The 16,294-nt window shown below is 68.0% G+C and carries 16 protein-coding genes and 1 tRNA gene; 9 read left to right on the top strand and 8 right to left on the bottom strand.

Annotated features, from left to right (window positions below; all coding sequences use genetic code 11):
• Positions 1-54: 54 nt before the first annotated feature.
• Positions 55-1,554: a 30S ribosomal protein S1 gene (rpsA, locus tag ACWDKQ_RS09465; protein ID WP_450138291.1), complete on the bottom strand. Its 1,500-nt coding sequence runs from the start codon at positions 1,552-1,554 to the stop codon at positions 55-57.
• Between the two features lie 299 nt (positions 1,555-1,853).
• On the opposite strand from rpsA, the gene ACWDKQ_RS09460 reads away from it, so the two are divergent.
• From ACWDKQ_RS09460 to ACWDKQ_RS09440, 5 genes are all read left to right on the top strand, one after another.
• Positions 1,854-2,708, top strand: a complete 855-nt coding sequence (locus ACWDKQ_RS09460) for a class I SAM-dependent methyltransferase (RefSeq protein WP_450138290.1) — start codon at positions 1,854-1,856, stop codon at positions 2,706-2,708.
• Between the two features lie 139 nt (positions 2,709-2,847).
• Positions 2,848-3,780 (top strand): GNAT family N-acetyltransferase, encoded by a 933-nt coding sequence (locus tag ACWDKQ_RS09455; RefSeq protein ID WP_450138289.1) that lies wholly within the window; start codon positions 2,848-2,850, stop codon positions 3,778-3,780.
• A 224-nt stretch (positions 3,781-4,004) separates the two neighbouring features.
• Complete coding sequence (locus ACWDKQ_RS09450; protein WP_450138288.1) at positions 4,005-4,490, top strand: hypothetical protein; 486 nt, start codon at positions 4,005-4,007, stop codon at positions 4,488-4,490.
• Positions 4,491-4,520: 30 nt separating this feature from the next.
• A complete protein-coding gene (locus tag ACWDKQ_RS09445; protein ID WP_450138337.1) occupies positions 4,521-5,372 on the top strand; it encodes a YhgE/Pip domain-containing protein in 852 nt (283 codons plus the stop codon).
• A complete protein-coding gene (locus ACWDKQ_RS09440; RefSeq protein WP_450138287.1) occupies positions 5,264-5,728 on the top strand; it encodes a YhgE/Pip family protein in 465 nt (154 codons plus the stop codon). Before ACWDKQ_RS09445 ends, ACWDKQ_RS09440 begins: the two co-directional genes overlap by 109 nt.
• Before the next feature lie 93 nt (positions 5,729-5,821).
• Here ACWDKQ_RS09440 and ACWDKQ_RS09435 read toward each other — a convergent pair whose 3' ends face one another.
• The 4 genes from ACWDKQ_RS09435 to polA all read right to left on the bottom strand — a co-directional run bounded on the left by ACWDKQ_RS09435 (position 5,822) and on the right by polA (position 11,601).
• Complete coding sequence (locus ACWDKQ_RS09435; protein ID WP_450138286.1) at positions 5,822-7,252, bottom strand: hypothetical protein; 1,431 nt, start codon at positions 7,250-7,252, stop codon at positions 5,822-5,824.
• Positions 7,253-7,423: 171 nt separating this feature from the next.
• Positions 7,424-8,092, bottom strand: a complete 669-nt coding sequence (locus tag ACWDKQ_RS09430; RefSeq protein ID WP_450138285.1) for a MerR family DNA-binding transcriptional regulator — start codon at positions 8,090-8,092, stop codon at positions 7,424-7,426.
• A 149-nt stretch (positions 8,093-8,241) separates the two neighbouring features.
• Positions 8,242-8,652: a VOC family protein gene (locus ACWDKQ_RS09425; RefSeq protein WP_450138284.1), complete on the bottom strand. Its 411-nt coding sequence runs from the start codon at positions 8,650-8,652 to the stop codon at positions 8,242-8,244.
• Positions 8,653-8,910: 258 nt separating this feature from the next.
• Positions 8,911-11,601 carry a DNA polymerase I gene (gene polA / locus ACWDKQ_RS09420; protein WP_450138283.1) on the bottom strand — a complete coding sequence of 897 codons (2,691 nt, stop codon included), beginning with the start codon at positions 11,599-11,601 and terminating at the stop codon, positions 8,911-8,913.
• Positions 11,602-11,692: 91 nt separating this feature from the next.
• On the opposite strand from polA, the gene ACWDKQ_RS09415 reads away from it, so the two are divergent.
• On the top strand, positions 11,693-12,115 hold the full coding sequence (locus ACWDKQ_RS09415) for a PaaI family thioesterase (RefSeq protein WP_450138336.1): 423 nt from the start codon (positions 11,693-11,695) through the stop codon (positions 12,113-12,115).
• Between the two features lie 5 nt (positions 12,116-12,120).
• On the opposite strand, the gene ACWDKQ_RS09410 is transcribed toward ACWDKQ_RS09415, so the two are convergent.
• A complete protein-coding gene (locus ACWDKQ_RS09410; RefSeq protein ID WP_450138282.1) occupies positions 12,121-12,483 on the bottom strand; it encodes a hypothetical protein in 363 nt (120 codons plus the stop codon).
• A gap of 48 nt (positions 12,484-12,531) precedes the next feature.
• Between ACWDKQ_RS09410 and ACWDKQ_RS09405 the strand changes: the two genes are divergently transcribed.
• On the top strand, positions 12,532-12,816 hold the full coding sequence (locus tag ACWDKQ_RS09405; protein ID WP_450138281.1) for a hypothetical protein: 285 nt from the start codon (positions 12,532-12,534) through the stop codon (positions 12,814-12,816).
• A gap of 47 nt (positions 12,817-12,863) precedes the next feature.
• Here ACWDKQ_RS09405 and ACWDKQ_RS09400 read toward each other — a convergent pair whose 3' ends face one another.
• Together ACWDKQ_RS09400 and ACWDKQ_RS09395 are read right to left on the bottom strand one after the other, a co-directional pair.
• A complete protein-coding gene (locus ACWDKQ_RS09400) occupies positions 12,864-13,475 on the bottom strand; it encodes an ANTAR domain-containing response regulator (protein WP_450138280.1) in 612 nt (203 codons plus the stop codon).
• A 116-nt stretch (positions 13,476-13,591) separates the two neighbouring features.
• Entirely contained in the window at positions 13,592-14,983 is a 1,392-nt protein-coding gene (locus tag ACWDKQ_RS09395) for an amino acid permease (protein WP_450138279.1), read from the bottom strand.
• A gap of 163 nt (positions 14,984-15,146) precedes the next feature.
• Here ACWDKQ_RS09395 and ACWDKQ_RS09390 point away from each other — a divergent pair.
• Positions 15,147-15,223: transfer RNA gene (locus ACWDKQ_RS09390), tRNA-Leu, on the top strand.
• 172 nt (positions 15,224-15,395) lie between these two features.
• The gene (locus tag ACWDKQ_RS09385) at positions 15,396-16,124 is read left to right on the top strand and encodes a site-specific integrase (RefSeq protein WP_450138278.1); all 729 of its coding nucleotides are present in this window, start codon (positions 15,396-15,398) and stop codon (positions 16,122-16,124) included.
• The last annotated feature ends 170 nt before the right edge of the window (positions 16,125-16,294 follow it).

Raw genomic sequence — 16,294 nt, 5'->3', positions numbered from 1 at the left:
GAACCCGCCCGGGAAGGTGCGGGGCTGTGATACCTCAGCCGTTAGGCGTCAGACTCACGCACCGCCGGAGAGCTTCTCCCGCAGCGCCGCCAGCTGTGCGTCGCTGGCCAGCGAGCCGCTGTCCTGCTCGTCGCTCGAACCCGACGAGTAGTTGCCGCCGCTGGTCGGCTCCTCGCCGCCACCGGCCGCGGCGGCCGCAGCGGCCTCCGCGTCGGCCTGGCGAGCCTTGGTGATCTGGGCGATGTGCTTCTCGAAGCGCGTGTGGGCCTCGGCGTACTGCCGCTCCCATTCCTCACGCTGCTTCTCGTAGCCCTCGGTCCACTCCTGGGTCTCCACGTCGAAGCCCTCGGGGTAGATGTAGTTGCCCTCGTTGTCGTACTCGGCGGCCATCCCGTACTGGGTGGGGTCGAACTCCGAGTCGGGACTGAAGCCCTCGTTGGCCTGCTTCAGCGACAGCGAGATCCGGCGACGCTCCAGGTCGATGTCGATGACCTTGATCATCACCTCGTCGCCGACCTGGACGACCTGCTCCGGGATCTCCACGTGGCGCTCGGCCAGCTCGGAGATGTGCACCAGGCCCTCGATGCCCTCGTCGACGCGGACGAACGCACCGAACGGAACCAGCTTCGTGACCTTGCCCGGCACGATCTGGCCGATCGCGTGGGTGCGGGCGAACTGGCGCCACGGGTCTTCCTGGGTGGCCTTCAGCGACAGCGACACGCGCTCGCGGTCCATGTCCACGTCGAGGACCTCGACGGTGACTTCCTGGCCGACCTCGACGACCTCGCTCGGGTGGTCGATGTGCTTCCAGGACAGCTCCGAGACGTGCACCAGACCGTCAACGCCACCGAGGTCGACGAACGCACCGAAGTTGACGATGGAGGAGACGACGCCCTTGCGGACCTGCCCCTTCTGCAGCTGGTTGAGGAACTCGCTGCGGACCTCGGACTGGGTCTGCTCCAGCCAAGCGCGGCGGGACAGGACCACGTTGTTGCGGTTCTTGTCCAGCTCGATGATCTTGGCCTCGAGTTCGCGGCCTACGTAGGGCTGCAGGTCGCGGACGCGGCGCATCTCGACCAGGGAGGCCGGCAGGAAGCCGCGCAGCCCGATGTCGAGGATGAGGCCGCCCTTGACGACCTCGATGACGGTGCCGCGCACGGGCTCGTCCTTCTCCTTGAGCTCCTCGATGGTGCCCCAGGCGCGCTCGTACTGGGCGCGCTTCTTGGAGAGGATCAGCCGGCCTTCCTTGTCCTCCTTCTGGAGAACAAGGGCCTCGACGAAGTCGCCGACGGTGACGACCTCGGCGGGGTCGACGTCGTGCTTGATCGACAGTTCGCGGGAGGGGATGACGCCCTCGGTCTTGTAGCCGATGTCAAGCAGCACCTCGTCGCGATCGACCTTGACGATGGTGCCCTCAACAATGTCCCCATCGTTGAAGTACTTGATGGTCTGGTCGACGGCGGCGAGGAAGTCCTCCTCCGTCCCGACGTCGTTCACTGCGACCTGCGGCTTGGTGGCGGCTGCAGTCGGGACGGTGGTGGTGTCGGTGGACATCAGGTGGGTTGCTCCGGTGCGGATAGTTTGGTCGCTGGATCTACTTTGTTGCCGCGCCCCAGGTGTCCCAGGGCCAGCTGATTTGCTGGACCAGGAAGTTCCGCTTCTCCGGCAGACCCCCCCGCGGCCGGTGCGACCCGGCAGGGAAGAGCCGCCGACAGAAGACCCACGGCGCGGGCGGTATCGTACGCGCTTTCTCGATCGCCGGGCAAACTGCGGTACGCCTGGACGACCGGTCGACTCCGGGCGACGACAATGCGTCACGTCCGAGCAATACCCACTATCGGCGGGGGGAATCCTTGACACGAGCCGACGAGCCGGAGAACGACAGGCTCCAGCCTATCTCCGCGGAGTACTTGTTGGGCACGGTCGGTGTGAGCAAACGCACTGTCGACGCGGCGGAATCACGGGGCGCGAGCCGGTTGTGGTGGGACGCCGACGCCGACGACTACCAAGCTGAACACGGCGCGTTCCTCGGCGACAGCGATTTCATGTGGTGCCCGGAGCGGCTGCGCGAGCAGGACGTAGGGCTGCTCGGCGACGTCCGGGGCAAGCGGGTGCTTGAGGTCGGCTGCGGCGCGGCCTCGTGCTCGCGATGGCTGGCCGACCAGGGCGCGCATCCGGTCGGACTGGACATCTCGGCCGGGATGTTGCGCCACGCCATCGCGGGCGGTGAGCGCAGCGGGACCGGGGTGCCGCTGGTGCAGGCCAGCGCGGACTGCCTGCCGTTCGCCGACGATTCCTTCGACCTGGCCTGCTCTGCATTTGGCGGCGTGCCGTTCGTGGCCGATGCCGGAGCGGTGTTCCGGGAGGTCGCGCGGGTGCTGCGGCCGGGCGGCCGGTGGGTTTTCGCGGTGACGCACCCGATGCGGTGGGTTTTCCCAGACGATCCGGAGCCGACCGGGCTGACCGCGACCCACTCCTACTTCGACCACACCCCGTACGTGGAGATCGACGCCGACGGCCGGGCCACCTACGTGGAGCACCACCGCACGCTCGGCGACTACGTCCGCCAGTTGGCCGCCGCCGGGTTGCACCTGGTCGATCTCATCGAACCGGAGTGGCCGGAGGGGCACACTCAGACGTGGGGGCAGTGGAGCCCGCTGCGCGGACGCCTCTTCCCCGGTACCGCGATCTTCATCTGCCATAACTGATAGACGCCGATTCACCACGCCGGGGCCGTCCTCGTCAGACGACGTCCGAGAACCTATGGCGGCGCGAGCCGCGAGGGTGGGCCAAGCGCACTTCAGGACAAAACCGACCTATGGTCAAGGCAGCTTCCGAGGAGAAGTCGTGGCGAGTGCACAGGAGTTGATGCGGGTGCAGTTCGCGCGGTTCGCCGCGCTGGACCCGCAGCTGCCGGACGCCCACCACCTTCCGTCCGACGGCGAGGCGATCGTGGCCCCGATCGCCGGCGGCGGCACGGCGGCCGGGCTCGTCGCGCGCAACACCAGTCCGCCGGGGTCCGCGAAGAGCCTCTGGCAGGCCGGTGAGGTGTTCGAGCTCTTCCCGATCGTCGGCGAGCAGCCACAAGCGGGCATGGACGCGCTGCTGGGGACCTGGCGCGAGTGGCTGGCGGCGCACGCCTCACCTGGCCCGAACTCGTCGTGCATGGTCGTTTGGCCGAGCCGGGACGTCGCCGCTACCAGGGCATTGCTGGATCACGGCTTCGTCCCGCTGTCCTGCTTGGCCGTGCGCCCGACCACACCGGCCGCACATACGGAACTATCTGGTACCGTAAAAATACGGCGCGCCGGACCGGCCGATCTGGACGCCGTCGTCGAACTCACGCTTTCCGAGCTCGAATACGCCGCCCTGGTCGGCACATCCGCGTACCGACCCGATGCTCCGCAGCTGAAGCGGACCGCTGCGCACGTGCACCTGCACTCCAGCGATCCAGTGTGGCTGGCAGAGCAGGACGCAACGCCGGTCGCGGTAGCGGAGTGCGGCTGGGTGGACACCGCTAAGTCCCCCGGCAGCTACCGGCTCCGGTCCGGCATGTGGGCGTACGTCAACTGCGTGTCAGTGCAGGAGAAGCTCCGCGGAACCGGCGTCGGCCAACAGCTGATGGCAACGGCGCACAACGAGTTCGCTCGCGCCGGAGCCGTCGGCAGCTTCCTGTACTACAACCCGCCCAACCCGTTGTCCTCGGTGTTCTGGCCCCGCCAGGGCTACCGGCCACTGTGGACAATGTGGGAGGTGCGCCCGGCCACCGCGCTGCGCTGACGCTCGCCGCGGGCGGCGCACGGCCGCGAGAGTCGAGGAGTTCGGCGTGGAAATCGTCGCCACCGGCGTCGAGGTGATCGGAACGCACAGGCCGCTGCTGGCGCCCACTTCGCTTCGGGTGCGCACCGGTCAGGTCCTGCTCACGGGGCGACCCGAACTCCGGCCGCACCGCGCTGGCGCTGGCGCTGGCGCTTTCCGGCCGGCTACGACCCACTCGCGGCAGCGTGCGCCTGGACGGCGCGATCGACGCCACCGCGCTGCGGCGCAGCGTCGCGGTCGTCGACGCGCCGGACATAACCGGACCCGACGGCGCGCTGGTGTTGCGCGGCGTCGTCGCCGAAGGCCTGACCCTGGCGGGTCGTCGATGCGGCCGCCGCCACGTCCGCGACTGGCTGTCGGCCCGGAACTGGCTGCCCGAGGGGGCCAGCGAAGAGCGCTTCGAGAATCTCGCCGGGTTCGAGCGCACCCGGCTGCTGAGCGAACTCGCCTGCGAGGCGCGCGCCGTCAAGGCCCTGGTGCTGGACTGCCCCGACCGCCACGGCGGCGATTCCACCGGCTGGTACTCCATCGCCCTCCGCCACGCCGAGCGCGGCCTGGCCGTGGTCGCGCTCTGCGCCCCGCACTCCGCCGACAAGCTGGGTGTTTCGCCCGCGAAGGTCGGCGCGAACAACCCCGAACCGTCCACTTCGGACTTTACTGAAGGTCTGTGATGACTAGTTTCCGGCTCGCCGCCACGCCAGCTGCGCCGCCTGACTTCGGGCAAACTGCCCAAGCTCGCGCTGCTCGCGGTCACCCTGGTTCCACTGCTGTACGGCGCGATGTACATCTACGCGAACTGGGACCCCTACGGGAAGCTCTACTCGGTGCCCGCCGCCGTGGTCATCGCCGACGAGGGGGGCCAGCGCGAGGACGGCACCCGGCTGGACGCCGGAGAGGACGTCTACCAGGAGCTGCTGGATTCCGACACCTTCGGCTGGACCCGCACCGACGAGCAGCAGGCCCAGGATGGCGTGGCCAGCGACCGCTACACTTTCGCGCTGGTGGTGCCGAAGGACTTCTCCGCGGCGCTGCTCTCCCCCGCCGACTTCGAGCCGCGGCAGGCGAAGCTGCGGCTGATCACCAACGACGCCAACAACTACCTGGTCGGCACCATCGCCGACAAGGTGGCTTCCGAGGTGCGCAAGGAGGTGGCCTCCAGCGCTGGAACCGAGGCTGCCAACCAGTTGCTGCTCGGGTTCAGCACCGTCCACAACAAGACCCTCGAAGCAGCCGACGGCGCGGAGCAGCTCGCCGAAGGGGCGGGACGGCTGCGCGACGGGCTCGGCCAGGCCGAGCAGGGCACCGACCAGTTGGCCACCGGCGCCCGTCGGCTGGTCGATGGCGCTGTGGATCGGCGGGTTCGTGCTTTTCCTGCTGATGCGCCCGCTATCCAGCCGCGCTCGCGGCCGGGGTCGCGCCGTGGCGCGTCGCGCTCGGCGGTTGGTTGCCCGCGGCGATCGTCGGCTTCGCGCAGGCCATGCTGCTGGACCTGGTCGTGGTCTTCGGGGTGGGCGTTCACCCGGCGCACGCCTGGTGGACTCTCGCGTTCCTGATCCTGACGTCGTTCGCCTTCACCGCCGTGGTGCACGCTCTCAACGCCGCCTTCGGGCCGAAGGGCAAGTTCATCGCGCTGGTCATCCTGGTGTTGCAGCTGGTCACCGCGGGCGGCACGTTCCCGTGGCAGACGATCCCGGAGCCGCTGCACCCGCTGCACCAGGTGCTGCCGCTGGGCTACGTCGTCAGCGGCCTGCGCAACCTGCTCTACGGTGGATTGGGCCTGGAGACGGCGTCGAACGCGGCCGCGGTCCTGCTCTGCTACCTGGTCGCGTCGCCGCTGCTGAGCACGATCGCGGCCTGGCGGCAGCGGGTCTGGACCCCCGCGCGCTTGAAGCCCGAACTGTCCCGCTGAGCGCTTGTCCCCAGACTCCGCGTGGCGGTGCGGGTAGCGCTGCCGCGAGGACGAAGGTCAGAACCGAGTACTGCCGACTGCCCGGGTCCTCATCTAGCTGGGCCAGGTGAGGATTTCGCCGGTGCGGCGGTGCGACAGCGCGTGGGGTCCCCCGGACTGGACTCGCGCGGTCGCACCGCCGGTCGGGCGGTCCACTCCGGGCTTTCCCCACTGGTCGGCACCGGCGAGGAAGATCCGCCGGGAGCAGAGCAGATCCCGCAGCGACAGCAGCGCGCACAGCTCGTAGACGACGCGTTCGATGCGCCCCTCTGAGTCCACGACTGCGTCCTGCCACTCCGGCGGCACCACGTCGTCCAGCGGGATGTTCTGGTCGAAGTCGTAGAACCGGCCACGCCCCCAGCACGTGGTGTAGTCGCTGACCAGCTCGCCGAGCGCTGCCATTACCGGCCAGCAGCCCAGGTCCCGGCAGCGGAACTCCAGGCCCGCCAGCAGGAGCTTGATGATCTGCTGGTAGTGAGCGGAGTAGGTGCCGCGGAGCACCGTTCGCTTGCGCCGGGCTCGCACGGCGTCGCGGGCTTCGCTGTCGCGCGTCAGCTTCCTGAGCTCCTGCTCGCCGGCGATCGGGTAGAGCACTGTCCGCACAGTGTCGTCGGGACGATCCAGGGCGGCCCGGACCAGTTCGAGCAGGAGCACGTCCCGCGCCTGCCTCGGCCACGCGGCGTCGGCGGCCTCCTCGCCGAGCCGGTGCTCCGCCCGCACCCGGATCTGGTGTAGCAGGCCGACCAGCACCCGGCCGAGCAGATCGGTGATCTCCTTGCGCCGCACCGAGCACAGCGCGCCCAACAGGGTTACGCGGACCGCTCGTGGATGCGCCCTGAGCTCCTCGGAACCCGCGCTGGCCACCCGCGCGCACCACGCCTCCACGAGTTCCGCCGGAACGTCGTCGAAGAGATCGGACGGCAGGCGCAAGGCTTGCACCGCGGTCTGCTTGCCGATCTCCTTGAGGAGCGCGCCCAGCCAGACGTGGTCTGCGTTGCTCTCCTCCAACTTGACCAGCAGGTCAGTCGGCAACCCCAACGCCTGCAGCGACATGAGACTGTCGATCTCCAGGAGCAATTTCTTCAGGTTCATCGAACCCACCTCGGATCGCAGTTCGGCGAGCGACCATTCCGGGCGCTCTTGCGAACCCGCGAGCAGGGTTTCCAGCTGGTCCGCCGAATCGCCCATTCGCTCCGCGATGCTGTGGCAGAGCAGCATTTCGAAGTCTTGCAGCGCACGACTCGCCACCCGCCGGGCCAGGTCCGGCCCCGGCGGCTCGACCTCCTTCGCGCGGCAATGCGCGATCAGCGCGGTGGCCAACTTGTCCCGGCCCAGCCCCGCCTGGCCCGTCTCGTCGGTCAGCCACGCCAACCACTGCCGCTCATCGCCCAGGTCCACCGGGCACCTGAGCGCATCGACTATCTGCCCCTGGAGGAGCTCAACCGTGTCCTTCGTGAACTCCGAGGCGGCCAAATCCACCTTCACAGTTCCCCCGCTCCATGCCAGCAGCACGGAATTGTCCCCAATGAGCGGAACCGTAGTACTCAGGCGTGAAACACGAATGAGCGAATACGCATGCGAAGCTCCCGGTGGCGCAGAGCGACCAAAACCTGACATCCGCTCGCGTTATTCCCGACGCAGCGTTCGGGGCCGTGCTCACGTCCCGGCCGGCCGCAGCGGGATGGCGACCTCCATGCCGATCGCATCGCCGGTCTCCTCCAGCCGCCCGATCTGGCGCATCGACACGATTTTCAGGTCAACCCCACGCCGCTCCGTTTCGGCCAGCAGCACGAGAACGGCCGGGTGCACCGCCGAGTCGATGACCGGGACACCTTCGTCGTGCCGCCAGCCCACCACGAGCTCCAACCCTGCCCGGCCTTCCCCGCGCTCGACAGTCCACCCGGGAATCGCCCAGCCCTCCGGCACGGCCCAGGAAACCGGCGAGCAGCACAGCACCTCGACCTCGTCCTCAGTGGGCCAGGCCCGCATCGACGACCAAAACGGCCCGATCGGCGCGTTGTCCTCCGCCGCCCACGCCTGCCACAACGGGGCGAACACCGCGTTCGCGTGGTCAGTCGCGCCCTCGTCATCATCGTCGGCCACCGGCAAGCACCACACCCACCCAGTGCTGCGCGGCGTCCTGCCGCTGCCGCTCCGCGGCCAGCCGCGCTCGTGCTCTTCGAGCACCGCGGCCGCTTCCCGGCGGCCGAGCAACGCCCGCTCGCCCTCGGCCAGCCCGATGTCGGCCACTCGCAACGACTTCAGCCGGACCGCCAGCTCCAGCTGGCTCGCCGGATAGCGTCGGTAGTTCGACCGCGGGTCCACCGCGGCCGGCTTCAGCAGTCCGTGGCTTATCGTAGATCCGCAGCGCCTTCGCGCTCAGGCCGCAATCAGACCGGTCAGCGGCGCGAAATCGCCAATGCCAAGCACGAGTCCAGGCTGGATCTTGCCCGTTCGGGGCAGAATCCAATCCGCTAAACGGCGGGAGCTCCCACGACGGGCTCGTCGTAGCGGGCGATCTCGATCAGGTTGCCGTCCGGGTCGCGCAGGTACAGCGAGGTGATCGAGCCCTCCGCGCCGATCCGGCTGACCGGGCCCTCCTCGATGCGCACCTCGTTGGCGCGCAGGTGGTCCTGGACCTCGGAGAGCGCGTTGGCCGTGACGAAGCACAGGTTGGCCGAACCGGGCACCGGGTGCGTCGCGGTCGGCTCAACCAGTTCGCTGGCCGCGTGCAGCTTGATCGTCTGACGACCGAAGCTCACCGCCCGACGCTCGCCGGGGAACGCCACCGGCGTCATGCCGAGAATCTGCTCGTAGAACTCCACTGCCCGATCGACATCGGCGACGGTGAGGACCAGGTGGTCTACTCTGTCGATGCTGATCATGCTCCTCCTCGGGGTTGGCGCGGAATTGGATTCGGGGGTGTCCGCGCGCCCTACCGTTGTCGCGCCCGGACGCACGCATCCGGGCCCGGCGACGCGTACGGCAGGCTATAGGCACCGATCCAACGCGCCTTCGGGCGGGGTCACCCGACGGTGATGCCCACCATTGAAAGGGTGGCACCGTTGCGACTCCGGTGAGTGACCACTTCGTGACGGCCCCGCAACGAGATCTCAACGGTTCCCGCGCAATCGCGGCGGACCTCAGTGCGCGGCGGTGTCCCAGGAGCGGCCGACGCCAACGGAGACCTCCAGCGGGACGTCCAACTGGTAGGCCGAACCCATCTGCTCGCGCACCAGCTTCTCCACCTCGGCCCGTTCGTCGGCGGCGACCTCGATGATCAGTTCGTCGTGCACCTGCAGCAGCATCCGCGACCGCATGTCGTTTTCCCGCAACGCCCGGTGCACGCCCAGCATCGCGACCTTGATGATGTCGGCCGCGCTGCCCTGGATCGGCGCGTTGAGCGCCATCCGCTCCGCCATCTCCCGCCGCTGCCGATTGTCGCTGGTCAGGTCCGGCAGGTAGCGACGGCGTCCCAGGATCGTCGAGGTATAGCCGTCCTTGCGCGCCTGGTCCACGACCTCCCGCAGGTAGTCGCGGACGCGGCCGAAGCGGGCGAAGTAGGCGTCCATCTGCGCCTTCGCGTCCTCGGCGGAGATCCGCAGCTGCTGCGCCAACCCGTAGGCCGACAGGCCGTAGGCCAGCCCGTAGGACATCGCCTTGACCCGGCGACGCAGCTCCTGGTCGACCTCGCCGATCGGCACCCCGAAGGCCCGGGAGGCGACGTAGTTGTGCAGGTCCTCGCCGGTGCGGAAGGCCTCGATGAGCCCCTCGTCGCCGGAGAGGTGCGCCATGATGCGCATCTCGATCTGGCTGTAGTCGGCGGTCATCAGCTCGGCGAAACCGTCGCCGACGACGAAGACCTCCCGGATCCGGCGGCCCTCCTCGGTGCGGATCGGGATGTTCTGCAGGTTCGGATCCGTCGAGGACAACCGGCCAGTCGCCGCGATGGTCTGGTTCAGCGTGGTGTGGATCCGCCCGTCGTCCGAAATGGACTTAACCAGACCGTCCACAGTGGTCTTAAGTCGGGTGGCGTCGCGGTGCTCCAGCAGGTGCTGCAGGAACGGGTGCTCGGTCTTCTCGTACAGCGTCTGCAGTGCCTCGGCGTCGGTGGTGTAACCGGTCTTGGTGCGTTTGGTCTTCGGCATGTCCAGCTCGTCGAACAGCACCACCTGCAGCTGCTTCGGCGAGCCGAGGTTGATCTCCTTGCCGATCACGCCGTAGGCGTCCTGCGCGGCCTGCTTGACCCGGGCCGCGAAGCGCGCACCCAGCTCGGCCAGCTGCTCCGAGTCGACAGCGATGCCCGCACCCTCCAGCTCGCTGAGCACCACCAGCAGCGGCAGTTCCAGATCGGTGAGCAGCCCGCGGCTGTCGATGCGGTCCAGTTCCAAGTCCAACGCGTCGGCCAGCTCGGCCACCGCACGCGCCTTCACCAGCTCGGTCGAAGCGGCCTTCTCCTCGGTTTCCGCCTCGTCCTCCAACAGCGACAGCTGCCCGTCGTCGTCGCCTTGCTCCGCGCGCAGCTCGCGCTGCAGGTAGCGGACCACGAGGTCTGGCAGCTCGAAGGACCGCTGCCCGGGCCGCACCAGGTAGGCCGCCAGTGCGGTGTCGCTGGTCAGGCCCGCCACCGTCCAGCCTCGGTCGCGGATGGCGTGCAACGGCCCCTTGACGTCGTGCGCCGCCTTCGTCGCCGCAGGGTCAGCCAGCCAAGCCGCCAGCGCCTGCTCGTCCTCCGGGGTCAGTGCCGTGACGTCGACGAACGCCCCGTTGCCGTCGGCGGTGGCCAGCGCGATACCGGTCAGGTCGCCCTGCCCCCGGGCCCACCGCCCGGTGAAGGCCAGCCCCACACGGTTGCCGTTGCGGGCGTGCTTGTCCAGCCACCCCGCCAGCTGGCCGGGCTGAACGACGCCGCCGGAGATCTCGAATCCCTCCTCGACCTCCGGCTCGGCGCTGGACAGCGTCGCGAACAGCCGGTCGCGCAGCACCCGGAACTCCAGGTCGTCGAACAGCCGGTGCACCGCGTCGCGGTCCCAGGCCCGCACCGCCAGCTCGGCCGGCGTCGAATCCAACGGGATGTCGCGAACCAGCTCGGTCAGCTGCCGGTTGAGCAGCACCGACGACAGGTGCTCGCGCAGGGATTCACCGGCCTTGCCCTTGACCTCGTCGACCCGGTCCACCAGATCGGCCAGTGAACCGAACTGCTGGATCCACTTGGTGACGGTCTTCTCCCCCACCCCCGGGATCTTCGGCAGGTTGTCTGACGGGTCGCCGCGCAGCGCGGCGAAGTCCGGGTACTGCTGCGGTGTCAGGCCGTACTTGTCCTCGACGGCCTGCGGCGTGAAGCGGGTGAGCTCCGAAACACCCTTCGTCGGGTACAGCACCGTGACCTCGTCGGTGACCAGCTGCAGCGCGTCCCGGTCACCGGTGCAGATCGAGACCTTGAAGTCCGCCGCCGTGGCCTGCGTGGTCAGCGTCGCGATGACGTCGTCGGCCTCGTAGTTCTCCTTGCTCAGCACCGGGATGTTCAGCGCACCGAGGACGTCCTGGATCAGGCTGACCTGGCCGCGGAACTCGTCCGGCGTGGCGCTGCGGTTGGCCTTGTACTCGGTGAAGGCCTCGCTGCGGAAGGTCTTGCGGGAGACGTCAAAAGCGACCGCGAGGTGCGTGGGCTGCTCGTCGCGGAGCAAGTTGATCAGCATCGAGGTGAAGCCGTAGACCGCGTTGGTGTGCTGACCCGTGCCGGTCTGGAAGTTCTCCTTCGGCAGGGCGTAGAAGGCGCGATAGGCCATCGAGTGGCCGTCGATGAGCAGCAGGCGTCGGTCCTCGGAATGCATCACGGCGGCGAGTCTAGGCTGGAGCTCCGACAGCTTGTACCCGAGGCGACAGGAGGGCGCCAGCGTGACTTCCCTAAACGGCGGTGAGGCGATGACCAGCGACAACGATCGGTTGAGCTCGGCGATGAACGACGCCGGTGAGCAGCTCACCGAGCGGATGGGCATCGAAATCGTCGAATGGGACCCCGATCGGGTGGTCGCCACGATGCCGGTCGCGGGCAACCGCCAGCCCTACGGTCTGCTGCACGGCGGCGCGAACGCGGTGCTGGCCGAGACCGTCGGCTCCATCGCCGCCTCCCTGCATGCGGGCGCGCAGCGGATCGCGGTCGGGCTGGAGCTGACCTGCACCCACCACCGCGCGGCCACCGAGGGCGTGGTCACCGGCGTCGCGACGCCCGTACACCGGGGCCGCTCGACGGCCTCCTTCGACATCGCTATAACGGACGAGAAGGGTCGGCGCACCTGCTCGGCGCGGCTGACCTGCGTCCTGCGCGACCAGCCCCCGGGGCAGTGACTCCGTCACCCGCGCAAGCTGCCCAGCAACAGCCTTAACGCGGGCCCCGCCAGGCCCGGCACCGGCGAAGTGGTGATCTCGACGCCCGCCAGCGGACTGATCGCGACGGGCTGGGACGGCGGCAGGTCGCCTGCGCGGTAGAACGCCGTCCACAAGGCGGCCGGGCCGGTCGCGATGTCGGCGAGCGTGCCCTGCAGGTGCGTGAACGGCGGCCCGACCGGCAGTTCGACTCCCGCGTCGCGCACCACCGTGGTGATCAGGTCGTGGAACGGCGGGTTGCCATCGCAGGGTGCGAGGCGCAGCGGCAACTCGGCGAGCTGCTCCGGGCGATGGACGTGCTCGTCGGCCAACGGGTGCCGCGCGCGCAAACCGGATCCGTCCAGAACGGGAAGAGTCCAGCCCGGCTGCCAACGACGTTGCCCGCACGAGGGCGGCATCCAATTCCGCTGCTGGCCGACAGCAGCGCGACCGGAGGCTTCACCGGCACCACCCTGATCAGCATTCCGGCGACCGAGGACTCCGCTGCGGAAATCTTCATTCACATCACGCCCGGCGTCCAGCGGTTCGAGTTCTTCCGCCTGCTGCAGCGAATCACTCACGGGGAGGAAGCGGAGTCGGGAGTCGGCGCTGCAGGCGACCCAGGACCGGTACGACGAGCATTCACCACCAGCCCGGTGTGCGACGCCGCCGGTCATCATTGAGCTTCCCGGCGTCGGCGACTTCCCAAGACCGACGCCGGGCGGCCGAACTAGGAGAGGTTCTCCAGCACCGCCTGCGCGACGGCCTTCATCGTGGTGCGGCGGTCCATCGCGGTCCGCTGCAGCCAGCGGAACGACTCAGGCTCGGAGAGGTTGTGCTTGCTCATCAGCAGGCCCTTGGCCCGCTCGATGGTCTTGCGCGCCTCCAGACGCTCGGTCAGGTCGGCGACCTCCGCCTCCAGCGCCTGCACCTCGGTGAACCGGGACACCGCCAGTTCGATGGCCGGCACCAGGTCGCGCTTGGCGAACGGCTTCACGAGATAGGCCATCGCGCCCGCGTCCCGCGCCCGCTCGACGAGGTCGCGCTGGCTGAAAGCCGTCAGGATCACCACCGGCGCGATCCGCTCGCCGGCGATGTTGGAGGCGGCCTCGATGCCGTCCATCTTCGGCATCTTGACGTCCAGGATCACCAGGTCCGGGCGCAGCTCCTCGGCGAGCCGGACGGCCTCCTGCCCGTCCCCGGCCTCACCGACGACCTGATAACCCTCCTCCCGGAGCATCTCCACCAGGTCAAGCCTGATCAACGCCTCGTCCTCGGCCACGAGTACGCGACGTTCGACGGGCTTGGCCTCGCGTGTGTCCTCGGCAGCCGGCGTCGTCACCGGGATCCTCCAAAATTCGGGTCCGCCGATGCGGTTTGCATCGGAAACCGCAGCTTACCGGCTACAACTTCACACCGAGGTAAACACGAGACGTGACCATTGCGACATCGGATCGATCAAGCCTTCGCCACCCGCCGCCGCACGAACAGCACGTAGATCAGCACAATCCCGGCGAGGCTGACCAAACTCAGCGTGAGCTGCGAACGAACCTCCTCGATGGCGCCCATGGTGATCACCACCGCGACGATCACGACCAACGTGGCCCAGGTCAAGTAGGGGAAAAGCCACATCTTCAACTTCAGCCGCTGCGGCGCCTCCTGCTCCAGCCGGCGGCGCATCCGGAGCTGCGAGAGCGCGATCATCCCGTAGATGAAAAGCGCGACCGCCCCGGCGGAATTGATGACGAAGTAAAAGATCATGTCCGGCGAGACGTAACTCGCCGCAACAGCAGCGTAACCGACCAGTGTGGACAGCAGGATCGCCTTCCACGGGACGCCGCGGCGGTTGATGTCGCGCACCCAGCTCGGCGCGAAACCACGCCGCTGCAAGGCGAAGAGCATCCGGGAGGCGGTGTAGAGCCCGGAGTTGAGCACCGAGATCACGGCGGAGAACACGACCACGTTCACCACGACCTCCGCGGCGGGCAACCCGAACCGGGTGAAGGCCGCGGCATACGGGCTGCCATCGGTGGGGATCTCCTGCCACGGCGTGATCATGACCAGCAGGGTCACCGAACCGACGTAGAACAGCAGCACCCGCCACACGACCGCTTTGGTCGCCTTGGCCACCGCACGCTCCGGCTCGTTCGACTCCGCGGACACGATGGTCACGATCTCTGTGCCGAAATAGGAGAAGACCACGATGACCACGCCGTGCAGCACGGCGAAGCCGCCGTTGGCGACGAACCCGTCGAGCGCGATGTTGCCGACCGAGAACTCGGCGCCCGGCCAGAGCCCGAGCACGAAAACCGTCCCGCACACCAGGAAGATCACGATTGTGATGACCTTGATGGACGCCAGCCAGAACTCGGTCTCGCCGAACGACCGCACCGAAACGAGGTTCGTGGTGGTGAGCAACAGCATCAGCACCAGCGAGATGACCCACTGCGGCACGACGGGCACCAGCGGGTTGAGCAACTCGGCGCCGACGACAGCCTCAAAAGCGACCACGCCGACCCAGTAGTACCAGTACAACCAGCCGATGGTGAACCCCGCCCAGTTGCCCAACGAGGTCCGCGCGTACTCCATGAACGACCCGAGCGTCGGTGCCGCGGTCGCCATCTCGCCGAGCATCCGCATCACGAGCACGACGATCAACCCGCCGATGGCGTACGACAGCACGGCCGCGGGCCCGACGGTGGAGATAACCGCCCCGCTACCGATGAACAGGCTGGCGCCGATAATGCCGCCGAGCGCGATCATCTGGAGGTGGCGGTTCTTCAGGCTCCGCCGCAGCCCGACGTCGTTGGCACCGCCGTCAGCGGACTCGACCTTGGTTTCGTCGACCATCACGACTCCCCGTGTTCGATCAAACACCCAGAGTGGAGACTGTGAACCTAACTCGCGAAGATCACCGCTACCAAGGTCCCGAACCGGGGCAAACCACGCGACGACGCGACGCACGCCCCTGACGGAAGCGGTTGATCACGAGTCGCGTATGCTTACCGAGCAAGCCCCCGTAGCCCAATCGGCAGAGGCAGCGGACTCAAAATCCGTCCAGTGTGCGTTCGAGTCGCACCGGGGGCACCAGCCTTGACCAGGCGTTACTGGTGAACATGTGGATCTTGATTTGATCCTCTGGGTTCGGCCTTGGGTGCGAGTACACTCAAGGCCTAGTGCCCGGGCTGGGGGCGGTCAACGCGGCCGAATCGAAGAACGCGGGAAGACGCTCCGGGTCATCGTCTACGCAGGCACAGACCCTGTGACCGGCAAGCGGGCCTATCTCCGCGAGACCATCAACGGCATCGACAAGGCAGCGCAGAAGCTCGCAGAGAAGGCGCTGAACAAGCTGCTGGCCCAGGTCGACGGCCAGCGCTCCGCCCCGTCATCGGTGAGCCTGTCGTACGCGCTCGCCGAGTGGATGCGCACGAGCGAGATCGAAGACAGCACCCGCCACACCTACGAGGGCTACATCAACCGCTCCATCGTGCCCGCGCTCGGCGAGACCGCTGTCAATAAGATCTCGGCTCGCATGCTGGAGAGCTTCTATACCGAGCTGCGCCGCTGCCGAGCCCGCTGCGACGGTAAGCCGTTCGTCGAGCGCCACAAGAAGAGCGGCGAACACGACTGCAAAGCCGAGAAGTGCCGAGCGCACGAGTGCAAGCCGATGGCAGCGTCGACGGTCCGCCAAATTCACGCGATCATCAGCGGCACGTTCGACACCGCCGAACGCTGGGACTGGATCAGCTCGAATCCGGCCCGAGTCGCCCGCAAGCCAAGACAGAAGCGCCCCGAGCCCGATCCGCCTACCCCGGCCGAGGCTGCGCGCCTGTCCGAAGAAGCGTTCCGCATGGACGAAGACTGGGGCACCCTCGTTTGGCTCGCCATGACCACCGGCATGCGCCGAGGCGAACTGGTCGGACTCCGATTCTCCCGAATCGACCTCGACGAAGAACTGATCGACCTCCGCCGAAACTGGGTAGGGTGCTGAAGTTGTGTTCGGAGAATTCGTAGGCGGAAGCTCGGACCGGGCTCTTATGTATACCAGCGTTGAGACAAGCAATACAGCACCACCGCGCGATACAGTCCCACCACCGGAGGCCACACTTGTTCCTCACGACACTGGACAATTTGCCAGACGCGGACAACGAGCTCCTCGAT

Source organism: Saccharopolyspora sp. NPDC000995 (assembly GCF_053599315.1).
Note: the sequence above shows the minus strand (reverse complement) of the source record. Positions and strands in the feature narration are given on the sequence as shown.